This window comes from Paenibacillus phytorum, assembly GCF_013141715.1.
GTDB classification, from domain to species: domain Bacteria; phylum Bacillota; class Bacilli; order Paenibacillales; family NBRC-103111; genus Paenibacillus_E; species Paenibacillus_E phytorum.
This window is the reverse complement of sequence record NZ_WHOA01000055.1, coordinates 20,252-41,115: the sequence shown is the minus strand read 5'-3', so window position 1 is coordinate 41,115 and position 20,864 is coordinate 20,252. Positions and strand designations below refer to the sequence as shown.

At 41.9% G+C, this 20,864-nt stretch carries 22 protein-coding genes and 1 pseudogene; 17 read left to right on the top strand and 6 right to left on the bottom strand.

From position 1 onward, the window contains the following. Positions 1 to 944 (bottom strand): annotated as a pseudogene (locus tag GC098_RS07825) (IS110 family RNA-guided transposase); the annotation flags it as partial. Between the two features lie 297 nt (positions 945 to 1,241). Between GC098_RS07825 and GC098_RS07820 the strand changes: the two are divergent. Beyond that, positions 1,242 to 1,670: a hypothetical protein gene (locus GC098_RS07820; RefSeq protein ID WP_171642561.1), complete on the top strand. Its 429-nt coding sequence runs from the start codon at positions 1,242 to 1,244 to the stop codon at positions 1,668 to 1,670. Positions 1,671 to 1,911: 241 nt separating this feature from the next. Here the strand turns inward: GC098_RS07820 and GC098_RS07815 are convergent, their stop codons facing one another. Together GC098_RS07815 and GC098_RS07810 are read right to left on the bottom strand one after the other, a co-directional pair. After that, positions 1,912 to 2,586, bottom strand: a complete 675-nt coding sequence (locus tag GC098_RS07815) for a peptidoglycan recognition protein family protein (RefSeq protein WP_171642559.1) — start codon at positions 2,584 to 2,586, stop codon at positions 1,912 to 1,914. Between the two features lie 434 nt (positions 2,587 to 3,020). Continuing rightward, a complete protein-coding gene (locus tag GC098_RS07810; RefSeq protein ID WP_171642558.1) occupies positions 3,021 to 4,079 on the bottom strand; it encodes a hypothetical protein in 1,059 nt (352 codons plus the stop codon). Positions 4,080 to 4,485: 406 nt separating this feature from the next. Here GC098_RS07810 and GC098_RS07805 point away from each other — a divergent pair, with 406 nt between their 5' ends. The 4 genes from GC098_RS07805 to GC098_RS41480 all read left to right on the top strand — a co-directional run bounded on the left by GC098_RS07805 (position 4,486) and on the right by GC098_RS41480 (position 7,367). Beyond that, on the top strand, positions 4,486 to 5,655 hold the full coding sequence (locus GC098_RS07805; RefSeq protein WP_171642556.1) for a styrene monooxygenase/indole monooxygenase family protein: 1,170 nt from the start codon (positions 4,486 to 4,488) through the stop codon (positions 5,653 to 5,655). 103 nt (positions 5,656 to 5,758) lie between these two features. Further along, positions 5,759 to 5,920: a hypothetical protein gene (locus GC098_RS07800; protein ID WP_171642554.1), complete on the top strand. Its 162-nt coding sequence runs from the start codon at positions 5,759 to 5,761 to the stop codon at positions 5,918 to 5,920. A gap of 373 nt (positions 5,921 to 6,293) precedes the next feature. Next, entirely contained in the window at positions 6,294 to 6,869 is a 576-nt protein-coding gene (locus GC098_RS07795; protein WP_171642552.1) for a hypothetical protein, read from the top strand. Between the two features lie 264 nt (positions 6,870 to 7,133). Next, positions 7,134 to 7,367 carry a GNAT family N-acetyltransferase gene (locus tag GC098_RS41480; RefSeq protein ID WP_171642573.1) on the top strand — a complete coding sequence of 78 codons (234 nt, stop codon included), beginning with the start codon at positions 7,134 to 7,136 and terminating at the stop codon, positions 7,365 to 7,367. Between the two features lie 292 nt (positions 7,368 to 7,659). Here GC098_RS41480 and nagA read toward each other — a convergent pair whose 3' ends face one another. Both nagA and GC098_RS07780 read right to left on the bottom strand, forming a co-directional pair. After that, positions 7,660 to 8,805, bottom strand: coding sequence for an N-acetylglucosamine-6-phosphate deacetylase (gene nagA, locus GC098_RS07785; protein WP_171642550.1), 1,146 nt, complete (start codon positions 8,803 to 8,805; stop codon positions 7,660 to 7,662). Next, a complete protein-coding gene (locus GC098_RS07780; RefSeq protein ID WP_171642548.1) occupies positions 8,795 to 9,589 on the bottom strand; it encodes a DeoR/GlpR family DNA-binding transcription regulator in 795 nt (264 codons plus the stop codon). The genes nagA and GC098_RS07780 overlap by 11 nt, the downstream gene beginning before the upstream one ends. A 523-nt stretch (positions 9,590 to 10,112) precedes the next feature. Here GC098_RS07780 and GC098_RS07775 point away from each other — a divergent pair. Both GC098_RS07775 and GC098_RS07770 read left to right on the top strand, forming a co-directional pair. Further along, entirely contained in the window at positions 10,113 to 10,667 is a 555-nt protein-coding gene (locus GC098_RS07775) for a DUF8617 domain-containing protein (RefSeq protein WP_216625193.1), read from the top strand. Positions 10,668 to 10,752: 85 nt separating this feature from the next. After that, entirely contained in the window at positions 10,753 to 11,277 is a 525-nt protein-coding gene (locus tag GC098_RS07770) for a GrpB family protein (RefSeq protein ID WP_171642546.1), read from the top strand. Positions 11,278 to 11,617: 340 nt separating this feature from the next. On the opposite strand, the gene GC098_RS07765 is transcribed toward GC098_RS07770, so the two are convergent. Next, the gene (locus GC098_RS07765; RefSeq protein WP_129731953.1) at positions 11,618 to 12,019 is read right to left on the bottom strand and encodes a VOC family protein; all 402 of its coding nucleotides are present in this window, start codon (positions 12,017 to 12,019) and stop codon (positions 11,618 to 11,620) included. Positions 12,020 to 12,334: 315 nt separating this feature from the next. On the opposite strand from GC098_RS07765, the gene GC098_RS07760 reads away from it, so the two are divergent. From GC098_RS07760 to GC098_RS07720, 10 genes are all read left to right on the top strand, one after another. Beyond that, on the top strand, positions 12,335 to 12,754 hold the full coding sequence (locus tag GC098_RS07760; protein ID WP_246358490.1) for a VanZ family protein: 420 nt from the start codon (positions 12,335 to 12,337) through the stop codon (positions 12,752 to 12,754). A gap of 585 nt (positions 12,755 to 13,339) precedes the next feature. Then, positions 13,340 to 13,528, top strand: a complete 189-nt coding sequence (locus GC098_RS07755) for a hypothetical protein (RefSeq protein ID WP_171642544.1) — start codon at positions 13,340 to 13,342, stop codon at positions 13,526 to 13,528. A gap of 74 nt (positions 13,529 to 13,602) precedes the next feature. Next, positions 13,603 to 13,947, top strand: coding sequence for a hypothetical protein (locus GC098_RS07750; RefSeq protein WP_171642542.1), 345 nt, complete (start codon positions 13,603 to 13,605; stop codon positions 13,945 to 13,947). Positions 13,948 to 13,986: 39 nt separating this feature from the next. Further along, positions 13,987 to 14,199, top strand: coding sequence for a hypothetical protein (locus tag GC098_RS07745; RefSeq protein WP_171642540.1), 213 nt, complete (start codon positions 13,987 to 13,989; stop codon positions 14,197 to 14,199). Positions 14,200 to 14,587: 388 nt separating this feature from the next. Further along, positions 14,588 to 16,126 carry a type 2 periplasmic-binding domain-containing protein gene (locus tag GC098_RS07740; RefSeq protein ID WP_171642538.1) on the top strand — a complete coding sequence of 513 codons (1,539 nt, stop codon included), beginning with the start codon at positions 14,588 to 14,590 and terminating at the stop codon, positions 16,124 to 16,126. A gap of 114 nt (positions 16,127 to 16,240) precedes the next feature. Then, the gene (locus GC098_RS07735; protein WP_246358489.1) at positions 16,241 to 17,209 is read left to right on the top strand and encodes an ABC transporter permease; all 969 of its coding nucleotides are present in this window, start codon (positions 16,241 to 16,243) and stop codon (positions 17,207 to 17,209) included. Positions 17,210 to 17,230: 21 nt separating this feature from the next. Further along, entirely contained in the window at positions 17,231 to 18,106 is an 876-nt protein-coding gene (locus tag GC098_RS07730) for a carbohydrate ABC transporter permease (protein WP_312880016.1), read from the top strand. A gap of 24 nt (positions 18,107 to 18,130) precedes the next feature. Beyond that, entirely contained in the window at positions 18,131 to 18,256 is a 126-nt protein-coding gene (locus GC098_RS40765) for a hypothetical protein (RefSeq protein ID WP_281366928.1), read from the top strand. Positions 18,257 to 18,279: 23 nt separating this feature from the next. Next, complete coding sequence (locus GC098_RS41155) at positions 18,280 to 20,064, top strand: sensor histidine kinase (RefSeq protein ID WP_171642536.1); 1,785 nt, start codon at positions 18,280 to 18,282, stop codon at positions 20,062 to 20,064. Beyond that, positions 20,051 to 20,857, top strand: coding sequence for a response regulator transcription factor (locus tag GC098_RS07720; protein ID WP_171642534.1), 807 nt, complete (start codon positions 20,051 to 20,053; stop codon positions 20,855 to 20,857). The genes GC098_RS41155 and GC098_RS07720 overlap by 14 nt, the downstream gene beginning before the upstream one ends. The last annotated feature ends 7 nt before the right edge of the window (positions 20,858 to 20,864 follow it).

Sequence of the window (20,864 nt, the reverse complement as noted above, 5' to 3'; positions counted from 1 at the left end):
CTGAGATCACCTGACTCACCTAAAACACCCGCTAAAGCAATCGCACTTATGCCAGTAATGGCAAGGATTTTGCTCGCATAGGGGATTCATTCAAGTACGGCTTTGGCTTCAGCTTCGATTCTCTGCAGCTGTGTGTTTGCTAAGTCATACTCCTCGAGAAGATGCTCAAGATGGAGTTTGTAAGCATATGTTGCCTGGGTAGACCCAACGCTCTTTTTGGCAAGATCGATGAGCAACTTAGCTCTACGCACACCTGAGTGTCGTTTCATGGACTTTTTCCATCCCGCAATCACATCATTAGGTTCTAATTTAGATAGATCGGCGGGGAGAGGAAACAACCTAAGAGTCTTCAATGCACCTTTGCAAGTTAAGATTTTAAAGACTTGTCTAAGTTCAGGGAACACAATGTCCACCCAGCGGTGAATTTGATTAACTGCGCTTACAAGCCGCTTAACAACGGTCTCTCGATTTGCCATAAGGACTCGCAGCTCTTCGTATTCTGCGGAATGAAAACGGACAGGGGAATAGTAGCCGTTTTTTACCATGTCAGCAATGACAAGCGCATCTTTTTTGTCACTTTTAGATCGTGTATTGTCACGGTTTTCTTTGTTCTTTTTGACTAGGTGAGGATTTACGAGTACAGCCTCGATCTCGGTATCTTTAAGCCAGTGTGCAAGGGCAAGCCAATAATGTCCTGTTGGCTCCATGCCGACGATTATTTGGCTTAGTTTGTACGAAGCCAACAAGTCTCGGATCCAGCGATCAAGAGATCGGAAGCCGACTTCATCATTGCTAAATTCCAGTGGATTACCCAAAGCGATACCACGGAAATTAACAGCTCTAGCAACGTGGGTCTCCTGAGCAATATCTACACCGACAACAAGGTGATTAGCGGTAATGTTTTCAATGAGTTGATTTTGTTTATCTTGTGCTTTAAACTTCATAGTAGAGCGACCTCCTGATGTGGGATTTTAAGGGCTGTAGACCCGTTACGTACTCCCATCGTACAGAGGCGCTCTTTTTTATGCAAACTCCAAATTATTCGTTCCACAGGAATTCTAACGGGAAACGATAGTTGAATACGAATACCACAACAGGCTACCGCAGATTTATCTCAGTAGCCTGTTCCGCTAACGGGCAGATTAATGGAGAAACCTCCATTAATTTGTATTAAGGGAATGCAACGTTTTCAGACACGATACGTCTATATTGTAATACCCCCCAAGAAGGAGATACCCCAATTGTCTAAGAAATATTTCATTGTATTTGCGATATTGATGTTTGCTGTTCTATTGTTCTTTCTCGGGAACACCATAATAAAATCAAGGTTCTACTTACCTGATTTACCAGTCGAGGGCTTAACGAAGAAGGAAGCGTATGAGAAGATATCAAATAGACATAATGATATCAGGTATCTTACTAATAATGACAACTTCAATTGGTATATTTATCAAGGAAGTCAAGAAACTTTTGGGAATGAACTCATAAAACAGTTCAATACATTAGGTGGATTTACTTTTTTAGAGCAAATCGGCTCTGGATATGTATTTGAATCAAAGGGAACAGGAGATAAGCTCATTATTGAATCACAAATGTGGACTGCTAATTACATTATTTTTAAGCTACCTGTTGAATTAAGGTTAGAGCATGGTAGTTCTAAAATGACATGATAGTTAAGAGTCTTGAACTAACGAGAAACGATAGCTCAATAGATGGTGACGTTTATATAGCCGAAAGGATTTCGAATAGGCGTTTTACTAGTTACAAAGGGTTTGAAAAGCAAACTTCCGTTGTTGATTAGAACAGGAACATGTTCAAAATAGTTCAGCTTCTATGTCGTATTTTCGCTTGTATTGAATAAAAAGCGGTCCTATGTTCAGGACCGCTTTATTCCAATTCTATTCTTGAAAATTACCCCAAAGGTTGTCCGGATGCTTTCCGTAAGGCATTTGCCAATCGGTGTACCTCATCCTGGGCTAAACCAGCGTTGTATAGACCCTTTAGTATTTCGATCAGTTTGTTTGCATCTTCAGCTGTCATGGTTTGTACCTCCTCCTTTAAAAATTGATTATAGTACTTGGTTACATCTTGAATTACGTCGGCCCATCTTTTACCGTGTTCCGCCAGATAATCGATGGGGTCAGTATGAGTGCTTTCGTGCCATTTTTCAGTACATTGTAAATGGGAGTTCAGTGTCTCGTTATCTATTACATCCAACGTTCTTTGATATAATTGGTACGCCGCTAACCAAACCCATCTATCATAAGCAGCAAGAAACTTTTTGTGATCATGGGTTTGACAAAGTTCATTACCCAGGTACCGCTCGTTTGCAGTATGTCCCGCATTCCACGAGATATAGTTAAAATCTGCGACCTGAAGAATCTGCGTATCATCAGTAAACGTATGAACGAAAGCATCTTCAAAATGTGTCGTTTCGTAATTCCTTTCTCCTGCGGGAGTGTCATTATAAACGGCTGTAGCATGCATAACTACGCCTTCATATTGCACGACACCCTTCCTAAAAGGTATCTGTGGCAAATTGGGGATAAAGTTTTGATTGATCTTATACTTTTCTATTGCGCGCATTCTCTTCATCTCCGTAACTAGTTTGTTTCTTTTATTCTATGAAGATTTATTAGATTGTGACTGGACAATCCTTGATTTAAAACTAAAACGTAAATCGTTATCCTAAAAAAAATGGTTCTAAATACATTGTAAAAGGTGTGTGGACGGGCAGGTTAGTATAGTAATAATCTAAGAATTGTATAAGGAAAGACTTTAAACTCTGAGGGGATATTATTTAACGATCAGGACCAGGCAATTAAGGGAAATAAAAGCGAAGGACTTTACGTGGAAGTGTACAACGATAAAGTTGTCGTTCGCGGACGCGATTTCGCTAAATGAAGCTGGAGTGCGGCAGCGCAGTATACTGTGGTGTTATAAGTAAGTAAAATAACCGCTGAAAACTAAGCAATATTACTGCATAGTTTTTAGCGGCTTTTGTTTTCAAACCCATCTTTTCATTTCACCACAATGCTGTTAATTAATCCGCCATAACTGCTGCCGCTTAAAATGACTTGGAAGGTAACGGTTCGGCTCTCACTTGGCAGCAACGCGAAGCTGTAATACTTCCAGTTGGACTTGTTAATTGCGCAACCACCAGTGCTGCCCAACACTTCGACAAACACATTCGAAAAGAAGTATGGCTGGGCTACCACTAGATTTACGGTACGGCTCCGATCCGTATCATTAGTTACGGTAAAGGTATAAGTGTTGCGGATGCCCCAGTTTCCCAAATTATCACCGTTGGCACACGTAAACGTTGTGTAGATTGGGTTGCTCGTATCCGTCAGTGGGCAGGTTATGCTTACCATATCGCTTCCCGGACAGTCATTTGTTTGCCAGGCGGCACTCTGCTGTAATAGAGACGACATGGGTTTGTTTAAGGCAGCGGCAGCAATAAATCCGGTTGCGATTCCTTTGTAGACAAGAGCCTCGTTTTGGCCGCTCGGATCGATTCGCGTTACATACCCCAAATATGTGGCTGTACCGTCAATATTTGCGAATTCGTCATATGCGTAATTAAATACATATACGCTGCCACCCGATACATCAAAGCCGACTGCGCCGTTAAAGATCGCACCCGGCGAAATGGAATTGTCGTTACGTTGGATCCATAATACTTCTTTCGGTTTAACCGTAAATGTACCTACCGTTCCCCCGCCTCCGCTCGTTTTGTTGAAAAACTGCGTCCAACATGTAAATGCGTTGTTTCCGAATCCGACCCCAGTCACTCGAATGCTTATAGGCGTTTCGTTCGGATTATAGATTTGTAATCCATATCCAATCGTGCGTCCTGTCATATTTTCATGCTCATAATAGGCTTGGCATTCTCCCGTCACCATTGACCATAAAAGATAATGGTTGCCAAATCCGGTTGCTTGATCGCCAAGATCGGAATCAAACAACTGCTCGGGATTGTTGCAGTACACAAATGTTCCATTATTGGGCGTGAAATTTAGAATTGTATTGGGCGCCGTTGGTGCTTTACGCATTCTCGTTCCACAGGACGAAAACATGGATTTCTACCTCCTTCTGCTCTTCTCATAGTATTTTATTAAACGTTCTAATTGCCTGAAACGGTTTTATATAAGGTAGTTATTGCACATTATTTGACTGAAATAATTTACTGTTGTTATTAGCGCGTCAAAACTGGGCCTCTTTCGTGGTCTCGCATTATTTTGCAAAATTAAGGTTATATGGGAGCAGCGTTACGCTAACGGGAGAACGTTTTCTTTGCCCCTAGCCTTACTTTGTCAACAGTCCCCGAGTGGAAGAGTGTGCATGTCAGTCGTCAATAGTACGCCGTAGTCTCGAATATCTATATTTGCTTGATCAAGTGCATTTTCTAGGTAAATATTCCCTTTTGATTCAATGAGATTTTCGGTATTCTTAGTAAAGCCCGTTAAAAAAGGAGATGAATTTATGAAAAAACGGATTGGAATTATAGGTAGTGGTGCAGCAGGACTGCAGCTTGCCTATTCCCTTAAAAATGATTTTGACGTAACGCTGCATCATTTCGAGGAACAGGATGAGGTTCGCCGTGGAAGAATACGATCGACCCAGGTTCATTTTCGTACGACGTTGGATCGCGAGAATCGCTTTCAAATGCTGGAAATGGATAAAGCTCCTTCCATTAAATCGGTCCACTTCAACATGGGCCAGCAGAAGCTATTTGTAGGGAGGCTGAGGGGCGAGGCAACGTCTGTCGATCAGCGAATGGCCTTCTCCAAGGCAATGGACGATTTGACGCAACAAGGTGTGCGTATGCGTAAGGCCCGCGTTTTGTCAAACGAGATTAAGACATTGGCTGAGTCTTATGATATCCTGATCGATGCCACCGGAAAATCAGGCCCGCTGCTTCCATTCCCAGTTGAAGCCGAACTGACGCCATTTCATACTCCGCAGCGTAAATGCATCGTCGGATATTTTAAGGGAGTAGCCTCGGTTCATCCTGAGGGGGTTTCGATAACGGTGCTTCCCGGGGCCGGTGAAATGTTTGAAATTCCCGCATTAACCGAACAGGGAACAGTAACCATTTTATTCATAGAGGCAGTGCCCGAGGGTCCGTTGGATGCTTTCAAAGGTGTAAGATCCGCTCAAGAATTTGAGGAAAGGATGAAGTGCATTCTAGTGGAACATTTCCCTGGGATTTACGAGCGCGTCGATCTGGATCGGTTCTCTCTGGTCGATGAAGCAGCTTATCTCCAAACAGCGATTACACCGTTTATTCGCCGGCCCTATCTGATGCTGAACGGCACTTTAGTGCTTGGATGCGGTGATAGTGTCTTCCTTGCAGATCCAATTACGGGTCAAGGCTGCAATACGGCCTCCTATTGTGCGGAACAGTTGTTTGAAACCCTTATGGCACACAAGGAATCCCCGTGGGATGAAAAAGTCGGAATCGAATACTGGAGCCGCATCCGCCCCTACTTGACTGCAGTGACAGAATGGACCAATGCTATGACAGGACCACTGCCCGAACCTATCATACAAATACTTTTGCAGGCAGCCATGGATCAACAGATCGCTGACCAAGTGGCCCATTGGTTCGAGAACCCCCCAAAAGCTCACGAAGCATTTTTCCGTCAATAAACGATAAATCTACAACAGGCTGCTGGTATTGGCAGCCTGTTGAGCTAACGCGGAACAAGAGTTCAATAAATAGACGCTATCGGCAGATGGGATTGGTGTTTAATTGAAAAGAATATTAATTAATGCACTTGGAGGAGCTGTTGCCTTTGGATTGGTTTGGAGTTTGTTATTTGATGATAAGCAAACCAATTACTCAGGCATTTACGGGGGCATATGTTATTTTGTAGTTAGTATGTTGATCGCCATTATTCCTAGAAGAAATTGAGCTAACTGTATAAAAAAGGACCAACTAACGGAATTGATGTTAAACCAGATCAACCAATACCGTGAAAAATACGGTCTAGGACTAGTCTAACATATCCCAAATTCATGAGTAACGAGGAACTTATGATCAAGTAAATTCAGTTAGAGGGAACGCGGAGTACTGGGAAACTAGTACGCTCCTTGTGGAGCAGGGGAAAAGCTGGAGATCACATCAAATGCTTACCTATTGCAAACCGATAGTTGTATAACAAGTTCTAGCAAGCTGCCGGTGATGAATTCGCTGGTTAATTCCGAGGGACGGGGCAGTTTAAAGCAAGTTTCTGACTGCTGGAGGAGTCAATAAAGATGTTATGAAATAGATATCATCAGAGCAGGTGGATAATTTGAAACGTTTACTCTCCCTGATAATGGCTTTTACAATGGTCTTTTTTTTTTCAAATGAACAAGATGTTAAAGCTTTGTCGTGCGTTGATGTGGGAAGTCCCCAAGCAGCTTTAGAAAGGTTTGGTGGAGCTGTTTACGGTGAAGTTAGGCAAATAAAGGCGGACTTGAAGCAAGAGGGGTTTACGGGGACAAAAGAGAAAATTAGATATATTTTAGTTGAAGTTGAACGAAGTTGGATTACTGAAGTTGATTCGCAAATTATTGTAACAACTGATTACACCTGGGGCTATGAATTCAAGGAAGGGAATAAATACTTAATATACATTAGCGAAGTGGATGGCGAATTAATCAGCAGTCCGTGCAGCACGACAATTGAAATGAATAACCCTAAGCAAGCAATTGAACTGTTCGGTGAAGGATTACGACCAAAACTACAAGTAAACTTAGAACACAAGATGTGGTTTATGTTTGAACAGGATATTGATGTGTACATTATTGTAGTAGCATTGGTGTTCGTAGTGATCGCTGTCAGTTTCATGAGAAGAGCAAGAAAGAAAAAAGGTTAAGGGTACGAACCGTAGCGAACATTGCGCTAACGGAAAACTTTCGCTCAATGAATATTAGGGAGGAGGAACTATAATCGAAACGGGAAGATGTATACTTGCCAAGATAAAAATTGATGATTTCGAAGACGTGAAAAAAATATATGTAAATGAAATGGTCAGAAGATACTTAGGTGGTGCGATCCCCGAAGAATATACAAGAACTAAGTTTATAGAGATCTTAAATCGCTCCCAAATTGATTCACACTTTTGGGTTGTTAGGCTAAAATAGACAATGAATTTATTGGCTTAGTCTCTTTAGATAAACATGTAGATGGTGGCACAGAGGTATCTTATGAATTTCTCCCTACTTGGTGGAGGTCTGGATACGCAACTGAGGTACTCAGTCAAGTAATTAATTTCTCTTTTAATGAGCTGGAATTATCCAGAGTAATAGCTGAGACACAGACTGCCAATGCTCCATCCTGCAGACTTCTAGAGCAGCTTAACGGGAAACTTTAGCTCAATAAACGACAATTCAAGGCTTCGGTCATCGGTAACTTTAAATGAAACAATCGAAATTGTAGTTCAGACAATACGAATCATTAGAAGGGAGGTCGCGTAAATAGGGGATAGCCACTCTTGATGATTTGTACAAACTAAAAGAAACCAAACCTTGGTAAAATGGATGTCTTGAGCAACCATCTTACTCATTGGAGAGGTTTCTTTTATTAGTTATAAACCAGGGATCTACATTTCTTGCCAATGAATTTGGAGGAAGATATTCCTGCTTAGCATCCTTTATACCCAAGCATTAGACGATGTACCCCTTAATCATTGTCCATTGAACTTGGAATTGTTCATCTAACAAGACAAGATCAGCATCAAAACCCCTGGAGATCCTACCTTTATTATCCAGGCCTAGTATTCGTGCAGGTGATCTTGAAGCCATTTTAACCGCGTCTATTAAAGAAATGCCGGTTTCTATGGTTAGACGAAGTGCCTCATTCATCGTAACCGTACTGGAGGCTAAAGTCCCATCCTCTAGGCGTGCTACACCTTCGGAAACTGTAACATGATGGCCACCGAACATATAATTTCCATCACCAAGTCCCATGGCTTGCAAAGCATCTGTGATAAGTACCATGCCATCTGGTCCTTTCAGACGATGCATCATTCGAACGATTGCAGGATGCAAATGAATGCCATCTACAATCGCTTGTAGGCTGACATGTTCTTCTTCAAAAGCGGCTACAACCAGACCGGGATCCCGATGATGAATCGGACGCATGCCATTGAAACAATGCGTAACATGACTCGCTCCTGCTTCAAAGGCTTGCTTGGCCTCCTCGTATGTGGCATCCGAATGCGCGACGGCAATAACTACGCCCATTTCCTTCAGAAAAGAGATGAGTTCCATCCCACCAGGTAATTCGGGGGCTATTGTAACCATCTTAATCAGTCCATCTGCTTCGTTAAAAATTTCTTTCATTTCAGTAAGATTCGGATGTCGTAAAAACCGTTCATTTTGCATACCTTTACGCTTCGGATTCAGGTAAGGACCTTCTAGATGAAGCCCTGCAATTTTGGCCCCGACTTCATGTCCTATGACACGTTTCACACTACGAATCATGGTTAATAATTCTTCAATAGTAGAGCTGACGGAAGTGACCAGAAACGAGGTGCAGCCGGTTTCTGCACAAGCCCGAGAAACCTCCTGAATACTTGTCTCACTTCCATCCATCATATCGAACCCGTTGGCACCGTGAATATGAACATCGATCATGCCTGGTATTAATAAATGTCCTTGACCATCCATAAGTTCATATTCGCCCTCAGGAAGAGAAGATAGGCCGCTTTCTATCTTTTCAATAATTCCATCTCGTATCCAAAGTATGGCAGATAGACCAGGGTCATCTTCTTGAATCACGTTTACATTGTGTAAAATTTTAAGACTCATCTCTGTTTTCCCCCTCGAATTTGTCTTTCTCCTCACATTGAATAATCGTTATATTTTTATTATGAAGTACTTCTCTTATTTCGATAGGCACCTCTTGATCGGTAATTAAAATGTCTACAAAGTCAAAATCTAAACGATAAACCGACTTGCTTGTAAACTTTGTGAAATCTGCCACAACAATGACCTGATCCGATCTGCGGGCCATCTCTTTTTTAACAGAAACATCATCTTCGTAAGGAAAGTAAAGCCCATCGGCTCGTATAGCTGTAGCTCCGATAAATGCCTTATCAGCTCTTAATTCTCTCAGCTTATCAATGACGGAGGGTCCAAATAACAACCGATTTTTGGCATGTAAATAGCCGCCGAGTACATATACTTGCAGATTTTCCCGACCTGATAGAATCCCTACAATGTCTATGGAATGTGTAACAGCCGTAATATTTTTAGCTGAAATTTGTTCTGCTACAGACTGTACCGTAGTTGAAACGTCTAAAATGACTGTTTCCCGATCTTGAACCAGTTTAGCTGCTAACTTCCCAATTTTTCTTTTACTGTCTGTTTCGTCAATTAAACGTTCCTGATAAGTGGCTATTTCCTTCTGCAATTGAGGCAGAGCGACACCTCCATGTGTACGAATAACGACCCCTTCTTGTACTAATTTAACAATATCTCTTCGGGCTGTATCCCTAGATACATCTAGAAGAGAACAGATATCCATAACACTCATCGCGTGGTGTTTATTAATATAGTCGAGTATTTTCAGTAATCGTTCTTCTTGATACATCAATCTCACCTCTTATAAGTAACTTTACCATATAATTTAAGTATATTAAAGTAATTTATAAGTATATATAAGCATTATATTGGATTTCCCAATTTCAATTGGCCGATATATGCTTGAATACCCATGGTTGGGTAATTATCACGAAAAAAGAAATGAGAAGAGAGTGTGGAGTTCAATGCATAATATTTCACATTTAAGCAGTGTTATTAAACCACTTCAAATACTATTTAGGGACGTCATACAAGGTATCTTTTGCCGTAAATATAGACAAGAACAAAGTATTATTGCTACAGCGTGAAATGGATCAACAAGCCTGTATATCTCATCAAAGCAATCTGTGTAGGTTGGTGGCAGGTCGGTAAACTGTTGAGCTAACGGGCAGGTTAGCGTGGAAATACCCTTCTCATGGGTATCCAAAATAAGGTAATATTGTAGGAGTGAATGTTCGCGGTTGACGACTTTAAACTGTCGTTGGAACAACTGTAGTAAATATAAAAGGTTAAGAACGGAGGTGCGTGGTAGAATGAAAATTATGTGCGAATGTGGTCATCCAATATATGATACAACTGATTACTTGTCATATAAGGCTCACTTGATATCAGATCAAGATTGGTTTGATTTCTTGGATGAGATTGATTCTGCAATCGAAAAATCAGGACCATCAGAAATAGATAAAGAAAAAGCATTAATGAAAATTAGAACGTTATCATCCAATCTAACTAAAAAAGTATATCAATGTAATAAATGTGGGATTGTGTTTATTAATAATAATCGGCTGGAAGTGTTTAGACCAAGTAGTGATAGTGTCAATAAGAAATTATTACGCTCAGCTCATGGCGATAAATGGAAAGGCTTTTTAGATGGTGATTGGATGGATAATAATCCAGTATGGAGAGTTAAAGGTTTTATAGCTGCATCATGCTTAGCTGAGGGAAAACAATATGACGATTGGGAAATTCTTGAAAAAGAATATTATTTAATCTTTAACGAGTTGAGGGAGAAAAATCTTTTGAGGTCAAGTAGCCTTAAAAAGAACGGTAATGTATTGCATGCATGGAAATTAACTGACGTAAATTAGCACCGTCTATGGAGATCGTTCAACTAACGGAGAACTATAGCTCAATGATTCATAAAGACAATTCTGTTAGGGAAGGGGAATACACTTGGCTGAAGAAGTAGTTATTGAAGAATATAAAACAGAGTGGCTCCAAGAGTTTGAGGATGAGAAGACGAAGATAAGTCAAACTTTACAAGGCAAGGCAGCTTATATTGAGCATATAGGAAGTACTTCAATAGTTGGGTTGCCCTCCAAACCAATATTGGATATCGCTGTTGGGGTGAACCATCTTGATGAAGCAGACTCGTTTATAGAACCTTTAAAAAAGCTTGGCTACGAATATGTTCCAAAAGTGGATTTTCCCAATCGTAAGTTTTTTCGTAAAGGAGAAAGGAGAAAGGGAACACATCACCTTCACGTTTATGAATTAAGCAGTGACGAATGGAACAATAACCTTCTATTTCGGAATTACCTCAGATGTCATCCGGAGAAAGTAGTAGAGTATGCGCAACTTAAGAAGCATCTTGCTTCCTTATATTTAGAAGATAGATCGACATATACCCAACAGAAAGCACCATTCATTCAATCAGTTATTGAATTGGCGATAAAGCTAACGAGAAACAAGTGTTAAGTAAATGTAACATAATTGAAATCTTATTTTCATGTGGCATTAATTAATCAAGCCTATAATAAAAGTCGACCCCCTTTAAAATATAAAACTTAGACCCTCAGCCCGTTGCTGTGGGTCCTTTTTTTGCTATTCAACTAAAGGGCAGGTTAGTTCCAATATGTGTTAATATAGTTTATGTAAGACCAATAAATTAACACGGGCTAACCCAGGTGATTTGTATTAGTTTAACCCACGAATTTTTCCTTCTAAGCAACGATTTTGATTTGAATGACAGATATGAGATTATACGGGGTGTAAAAAAAACGCCGGTGACCTTAAGCAGGTGGCCGGCGTTTCCATATTAGCGTTTCGGCATTTTGCTCTCATCCATGTACAGCAGGTTCCAGCGGTGACCGTCCAGGTCGGCAAATCCTGCGCCGTACATCCAGCCGTCAATTTCACTCGGTTTGCCAAAGATGCTTCCTCCGGCAAACTCTACTTTTTGAATAAAGGCATCTACTTCTTCTCTGCTTTCAGCGCCAATGGAAAATATTACTTCTGCGCTATGGGAAGTATCTGCGGTTTTTGAACCTGTAAATTTCTCAAACGCCGCATCCGGGAACAGCAGAATCGTTGTTTGGCCTATGGCAAGCTTGGCTCTCTCGTTACCAACGCTCACCGCATGGAATCCAATCTCATTGAAAAAGGCAGTTGACCTCTCAACATCTTTGACCGGCAGGTTAATCCAAATCTCCTGTGACATGGCTGTAGCCTCCTGGAATATATTTTCAACTACTCCTACTATACTCTACTTCTGGCAGCAGAAGCGAATCTTATAAAAGAAACCGCAAGGTATGACATTCCTGTCATGCATCCTGCGGTTTCTAAACTTATTTACTTGTCTGCTCCAGCATCGTCTCCGTCAAGGTATCTGGCAAAGAATGGATTTCGCATCAAAGTAGAAGTACGTTTTGTAATCCAGCGGATTGACATTGCCGTTCTTAACGGCCGGAAGTCCTTGCCAGATTTTGCTTTCTTTAAATTATAAACTGAGCGTCAGAGAATAAGCAGGGATAAAATGAAAAATGGAGGTATTATGAATAAACGAGAACGGATTAAAACAATCTTTTTATATGGTGTTTTCATTTGTTACATAGTTTTTTTAATTAAATTATTGTTCTTATCAAGAATTTCAATTTTGGAGATGTTTAATAGTCAAAGGACTTTAAATAGGTCAATCAATTTTATTCCTTTTTATAGTATAAAGGAATATATACTTGGCGGTTCTGCGACTATAAAAAAATTCGCTTTTAGTAATGTGGTTGGTAATATAGTTATTCTTATTCCTCTTGGTACTTATTTGTCATTATTCAAAAAGGACAAAAGAGTAATAACCAATCTGTTGTTTATATTCTTTGTGAGTTTATCTGTTGAAATCACTCAGGGGCTCTTAGGCATCGGAACATCAGACATTGATGATATAATTTTAAATTGTTAATCACAATAATATCTGCTATAGGATTACCTGTTATATTATATTTAATATTCATGGTGACATTGAGACTCTGAATTGCGCTAACGCAGAACGTTAGTATAAAGGGGATCACCGGCTGCAACGCAGTCGATGATCCCTTTGTTTTTGTTGAAGACGGGCAGATTAGTTTAATACCGAAAGCAGGAAAGATAACCTACTAATCGAACTATTTAAGTGGTAACAGCATTCATACGAATCAAGGAGATTCTCAAATGAGTTCAAATAATTCTACTGTGAACCATACACCTAGCAATGAAAATGAACATATTTAAGTTAGCCTTTTGATAAATAAAACAAGACGTGTTATTGGAGAGTTAGTATTGTTTGATGAGTCTCCAGTGGATCCAGAAATGGTTTTTCTCATAATCTCAAAGGGGCACATCCAAGAATGATAGTTAAAATTAACTACAAAATGAGGCTGCCGCGATATTGTTAGGCAGCCTCATTCCGCTAAATGGCAGTCTTGTCCTTAACTTAGATTTGATCTTGAGCTGTTCTTCCAATTGTTGTCTAAGAACGGAGCGTGATTTAAAGACAGTCATCTGAAATTTGAGTGAGTCTGACAAGCTTTTCTTTCACTTAACGGATGAAAATCAATTGGTTGCGGCATCCGCCGTATGCTTAAACGCGAAAATTGCCAATGATATTCGTCTCTCGGAAATGCTCATTCAGAAACAAGCGATACTCGATCCGAATGACTTAGTAGCAGTTGGAATCGAATTAATGACGGAACCATAAATGGACCTAGATTGGACGTCCAACAAGCCTTATGGGCTATGGAAGGGTTAGGAGAGAATGGTGAAGAATGATCCTTGGAGCAGAAATTCGAGGAAATTGCGGAAGCAGGATTCAAAGGGGTTAGCTATTTGTTGCCTTCTCTAGAAGACATGGATACTTGGCACCGTTTACTTGATCGCTACAAGCTAAGTTTCAGTGCCATTGCTTACCCTGCGAAACCACAAGATATGATTGGTATACTTCAGCATGCCAATCAATTTGGCAGATTGCAATACAGCAACTCGCAGGTGTCAGACTCTTTCGTCATTGATAAAGAAGCAGTTCATTTATTAGAGGGCTTGTTAAAAGTTTCTGAGGAATTTATAATTCCACACTTTATCGAGACTCACAGGTGGACTGTCACCCAAGATTTAATCTGAACAACTGGCTATGTAGAGGCCCTACCGGAGCTCCGATTGATGATCGACTTATCGCATTATGTAGTTGCGGGCGAAATCTTAGGAACTAGTGATAAAGTGGAGGACTATTTCGATAAGCTTCTAGAACGTTCAGCGGGTATGCACGCACGTGTCTCGAGCGGAGAATGGATCCAGGTAGATATAGGTGTGGACGGCGATCATCCTATGCTGGAACATTTTACACGCTGGTGGCGTAAAGGCATGGTGCATTAGCTCAAGCAACCGTAGCCAGGGGAATTGTTCCCGCTGGCAGCAAGCTTCACTACTTAAGAGGATCATAAGAGCAGTGGAGGAAAGCGCAAGACGAGTTATGAGATAAAATAGAAAAAAGCCCAGACATAGTGATGTTCCATTCCCGTAAATCAGGATACACTTCGCTTAAAGTAGATCATGTAAGCGCAATCAAAAGTTTAGTAAGATTACTCATATAAACCTGCAGCCGAAACATGTAAGCGTATTATTAATTGCTGCAGCAGTCTCTTCTATTATGAAAAGGAAATGAGTTGGGAAGGGAGAGGCTCTCACAACAAGCGTAAACATACGAGGTAATCGATTGATTTAGCAAACGAATCCGAAGAAAAAACGAAAGGGGTTTTAAAGAATGAAAAGGAAATTTGCAATGGCTCCTCTGGCAGCCGCCATCCTGATAGCGGGAGTATTGACCGGATGTGGCAGTTCCGAGAATGATAAGAAACCTTCAACTGGAGCATCAGTTTCCAGCGAGCCAACTAACTTAAAGGTGCTTCTCATACAACCAGGCGATCCGCCTAAATTGGATTTAAACAAAGCGAAGGAAGATATCGAGAAACGAGGCAACGTCAAGCTTGAACTCGAACTGGCTATCGAGGATGTATACAAAGATAAAATCAGCTTGGCAATGGCTAATTCGTCCACCTACGACCTCATTTTGTTCGATAACGGAAAAGACAGCGTGTTTGCCAATTACGTGAAACAGGGCGCTTTCCATGACCTTACCCCTTATCTGAAAGACAAAAAGAATCTGAGCCTGATCCCTGAAATCACTTGGACCCAAACGAAGGTTGACAACAAAGTATACGGTATCCCCCGCCCGCGTCAAATGTATGGTGCGCAGGGAAATATAGCGATACGTAAAGACTGGTTGGACAAGTACGGTTTGAAAACGCCGGAGACCCTGAGCGAATTTAACCAAGTAATGAAAACTTTCAAGGAAAAGGATCCGGCTGGTGGAGGGAAGACCGTGCCGATCGTCACCTACCCTACAAACTCGTATACGGTTTTCGGTTGGCTCGCACCGGTTCAGTTTGCATTAGGCATGCCTAATGGATGGAAAATCGAGAATGGCGCTCCTAAATATGCGATTCAAACACCGGAATATTTGACTTATTTAGATTGGGTAAAGCAAGCGTGGGCGGATGGACTTTTCGACAAGAACGCTCCAGTATTAAAATCCTCTCAGGCCCAAGCTCAATATCTTCAAGGTATTGTCGGATCCAGAGCCACGAATGTTTCGGAATTGAATGACAGCCCGAACGGCAACATGGCCCAAATTCGCAAAGCCGATCCCAACACGAACTTGGAACTCATTCCTGTGTTGAAGGGGCCAGATGGAAAAGGCGGTATTCAAAAGTCTGGCGGTTACTATGGATTATGGGCGATTCCGAGTACGACGCCAAAAGACAAGGTTCAGAAAATCGTCGATTATCTTGATTTCACGGCTAGTGAGGAAAATCAAGCGTATAGCCAAGCTGGGATAATCGGGATGCATTCTACAAGTTATAAGGACGGCAAGGTGGAGCAGTCGCCTGAGCAGATAAAACTGTACAAGGAAGAACAGCCAAACCTCTGGGCGCTTGAAAATCGTTATGATCCCTATTTATACGTCAAATCAGACGCTTCTGCTCCGGTTAGACAAATTATGAAAAATATCACTGACAGTTTTGAGAAAGTCGCTGTAGTGAATCCATTCGACGGATTGATTTCGGAAACGAATGCCAAAAATCCCGATAATCTGAAGAAGCTCAGTACTGCCGCATTGAAATATGTCATCGGCGAAGGCACTCTAGATACGGTAAAGGCCGAAATCGAAGGTTGGGAGAAAACATACGGTAACCAGATAGCGAAAGAGTATATGGAGCAGTATAACGCCCAGAAAAAGTAACACGGATCTTGGAGAATTGTCTTCCTGAAGTTGAGGACGGCAATTCTTCACTTTCTCATACCGGATGCAGATGAATAAGATAAGATTACATCATGGAATTAAGGAGGGCTGCAGATGGCTTTACAGGTGGGCGAACAATCGGCGCTACAAATGAAAGCGCAATATTCAGGCGCCACAGAGAAGTCCTATTTCAAGAAAAATGCAAAAAAATACTTGTGGTTTTATTTACTGGCTGCGCCGGGTATGATTTATTTTATAGTTTTTAAATATTTTCCGATGTGGGGCATCCTGCTCTCTTTTCAGGACTATAGTCCGTTTTTGGGATTTTGGAGAAGTCCATGGGTGGGCTTTAAGCATTTCCAGGAGTTTTTCACAAATGAAGCGTTCCTTCTTCTTCTAAAGAACACGCTGATGTTAAGCCTCTATAATTTGGCCTTTTATTTTCCGTTTGTCATTTTTCTGGCGATTATGTTGAGCGAGCTGCGTTCAGTGCTGATGAGAAAAATCGTGCAGACGGTCGTTTACTTGCCGCATTTTCTTTCTTGGGTCGTTGTCGTAGCGATTACGCTCATTTTCTTCGGGCCGTCAGGTGTCATTAACCATTATGTTGGGGAAGCCATCGGCAAAGGAATCGGGTTTATGACAAGTAATGAGTGGTTCCGGCCGCTCGCGGTACTTCAGGGGATTTGGAAGGAAGCGGGTTGGGGAACGGTCATCTTTCTTGCGGCGATTGCAGGCGTAAATCCTGACCTTTATGAAGCAGCCAAGATGGACGGTGCCGGAAGATGGCAGCGAATATGGCATGTTACCCTTCCCGGCATTAAGAGCACTATTATCATATTGTTAGTGCTGCGCATCGGCAGCATTATGGATTCGAACTTCATGCAGGTTTTTCTGATGAGCAACCAGCTCAATCAAGACGTCTCCGACGTGTTCGATCTCTATGTATACCGGGTCGGCTTAACGCAGTCCCAATTCAGCTACGGTATTGCGGCCGGATTGTTCAACTCGGTTATCGGATTGATTATGGTTATCGTCAGTAACTATTTGGCCAAAAAAGCGGGAGAAGACGGTGTATTTTAAGCCGGATCGAGGTAAACAAACGTGAGGATAAGAGATAAATTCACTATATTTGATGCAACGAATACATTGTTCATGCTGCTCTTCGGCATGCTTGTGTTTATTCCGTTTCTGTACGTCGTGGCCGTTTCATTTAGCGGCGGTGGAGAGTCGATGGGAGGAAATTTTTTTCTCGTACCGAAAGAATTCACACTGGAAGGATACAAGTATCTACTATCGACGAATCGATTCATTCATGCGATCGGCAATACGATGTATATCACGATAGTCGGAACGGCCATTAATCTGCTGTTTTCAGTAACGCTTGCCTATGCATTGTCCAAAAAGTTTTTGCCTGGCCGGCGTGCGATGATGCTGATCATTTTTTTCACGATGCTGTTCTCGGTCGGGTTAATACCGAATTATTTGCTGATAAAATCACTAGGGTTGCTTAATACTTACTGGGCGCTGATACTGCCAGGCGCTACAAATGCTTTCACGATTATGGTGATGAAAACTTTTTTCCAAGCACTTCCGGAAAGCTTGGACGAAGCGGCGCGAATCGACGGAGCGGGGGAAGTTCGGATTTTATGGTCGATCGTGCTTCCACTTTCGATGCCGGTTATGGCAACATTTGGACTCATGTTCATGGTCGGACACTGGAATGAGTTTTTTGGAGCCGTTATTTATTTGAGCAAGAGCAGCATGTGGACCGTACAAGTGCTATTAAGGCAAATGATTATCGTTGGCACAGCAAATATCAATAATGAATTTAGCTTGGAAGAGAAGAATATCGCTCAACTTGGCGACAGTATCAAAATGGCAGCGGTCATCATATCTATGATCCCGATAGTTGCTATTTATCCGTTTTTGCAAAAATATTTCGCACAGGGATCCATGCTGGGATCGATTAAAGAATAGATTGTTTGTCGGATTGCAGCATCGATGCCATTAGTGTCTAAATATGCGCTGATCAGCATCGCCGTACTGAATGCAGGTAAAAACGATGAGCAAGCGGAACAACATGAGGCTGAAAAGGCGGCGATGACAGGATGCGAACTTCGTTTTTAAGCTTTTTACGAAGAAGCTTTTTTGTGAAAGTAATTTTTATATTGTTTCTCGTTTCTGTCGTACCCCTGCTAATTTTCGCTTATTTGACTATAACCCTCTCCAATCAAACGGTCATAGACAAAGTCAAGATGCTCAATTTGCAGGTCGTGAGCCAAACAATGGAGCGTATCGACATCACGATGTCGCGCATGCAACAAGTTAGCTCTCAATATGGGATATCGCCAAGTATTATTAATTTAATGGATTCACAAAAGAACTTTTTCAATTATGTCATGCAAAATCAGGAGCTTCAGCGCGTATTGGATACGGGCAAAACGGCAATCGGGGACATCGACGATATCGTACTCTATTCAGTCGAGTCCGGCGAAGTGGTTTCTTCAATCGACGCGATTGTTCCGCTGAAACAGTCGCGTTACGCAGAACTGATTGAACGATTCGAGCAATCGAACAAGCCTTTTTTACTGGTTGTTGATCAGAATGACAGTGATCCCTTTTTGCAAAACAACAGCTTTTTCATGCGTAAAGTATCGTATTCCAATGGGAGCGGCTTTAAAGGAGTTATAATCATTACCCTGCCGAACAATGCGTTGAAGAAAACGATTCAGAACATCAATTTGGGACCGGAAGGCGCGATCTATATCCTTTCATCGGACAGGAAGATCATCGCCTCGACTAGCAGTGCAGATACTTTTGTCCTGAACGAACATATCGGGCAGCTTCTGGACAGCTGGCAACAAAGCAAACGGAGCGATCAGTTCACGTTAGGGCACTCACTTGTATCGGTGAAACAATCGAGAGATTTTCACGAATGGATAATCGTCTCGGAAATTCCGAATGCTCTTTTGTCGGAGAGTACGCATTTTATAACAAAATCCGCCTTGATCGCACTTTTCGTGCTGATGCTGCTCGGTCTGATCGTTTCGTTGGTAATCGGATACAGCCTATATAACCCTCTGAAAAGGCTTAAACATCATATGCAGCTTATTCAGATTGGCGATTTCACGACGCAAGACACGAAGTATCCAAACAACGAAATCGGCGATTTAGGTGTAATGTTGAACAAGATGGCTTCCCGACTTCAATTGCTTATGGAGGATTTACAGAAATCAGAGGAATTGAAGCGACGTAATGAAATCCGCGTACTGCAGTCGCAAATCAACCCGCACTTGATTTACAACACCTTGAACACGATCAGCGTGTACGCCACGCTTCGGGATTATAACAAAATCAAGTCGATGATGCGCAGTCTGATCTCGATCCTGCGCTATTCGATGGAAAACTACGAACAACTCGTTCCACTTTCCCAGGAGTTGAAATATATAACCGATTATGTGAGCATGATTCAGCTGCGGTATGATCGTCGTATTATCCTGAATTTAGAGATTGAAGAGCTTCTAAACGGAATGCTCATTCCAAAATTGCTTCTGCAGCCTTTGATCGAAAATTCATTGTTCCATGGTATTTTGGCCAAGGAGGACGAAGAGGGGATAATAACCGTTCGGGCTGTACAGGTTTCGAAAGAAACAGTCCTGCTGCAAATCGAAGATAACGGTATAGGAATTGATCCGGATCGGCTGAATGCACTCAACACGAATTTGGTACAAGGTCTGCAGAGTGAGAGCATCGGCGTAAAAAATGTATGGGAGCGGGTTAGATTGCTCTATGGCGAGCAAACGGAATTTCAAATTCATAGCAGTGCGAACGGAGCGATTGTGACAATCTTCATTCCTAGCGGGAAACTGGACTACGAAAGTATAGATACTTCATCTACGGAAGAAAGGATACTCCCAAATAATGGCACCATATAAAGTGATGATTGTCGAAGACGAGAAGCCGGCTCGCGAAGTGTATAAGCAGATGATCACCGAGGAGAACGAGCTGTTCCATGTTGTGGGGGAGGCGGCAAACGGGGAAAAAGGGTTGCAGTTGTGTAAAGAACACAAACCCCATTTTCTGGTAACAGATATCACAATGCCAGTTATGGATGGAATCGAGATGATGGTTGAACTCACCAAGCTGGAACAGGAAATGCCGCTTATGGTCATTTTAAGTTGCCATAGCGACTTTCATCTCGCGCAAAAGGCGATCGAACTAGGTGCTTCGTCGTATTTGTTAAAAGAAGACTGCTTGGCACAAGATACGTTGCTTGCCGAAACGTTAAAGAAGCTTATACCTAAGCTTGAAGAGCGCGTTCATGCTTCTCACAAAATGGAAGAGCGCCCGCCAATCAGTGATCCCGTCCCCGGATATCCGAACGACGTCATGAATGATGTCATTCGGCAGCTGCAAGCTGATGTTAGCAAGTCTTATCGCATGGAAGCAGTGGCCGCACAAGCCGGCTACAGCGCACCATATTTCAGCGCCATGTTCAAAAAAACAACGGGTCGAACATTTACTCAATACATCATGGAGCAGCGGGTCAACAAAGCCAAGCTACTGATTACAACTACAAATCTTCGGACAAACGAAATCGCTGAGCAGGTCGGGCTGGAAAATTACCGGCATTTCAATAAAATTTTCAAACGAATGCTTGGGATGAATCCAAGCGATTATCGTAACGTCGAGTTAAAAGAACAGCAGGGGAAAAAGGTAGATTCTTGAAAACCGT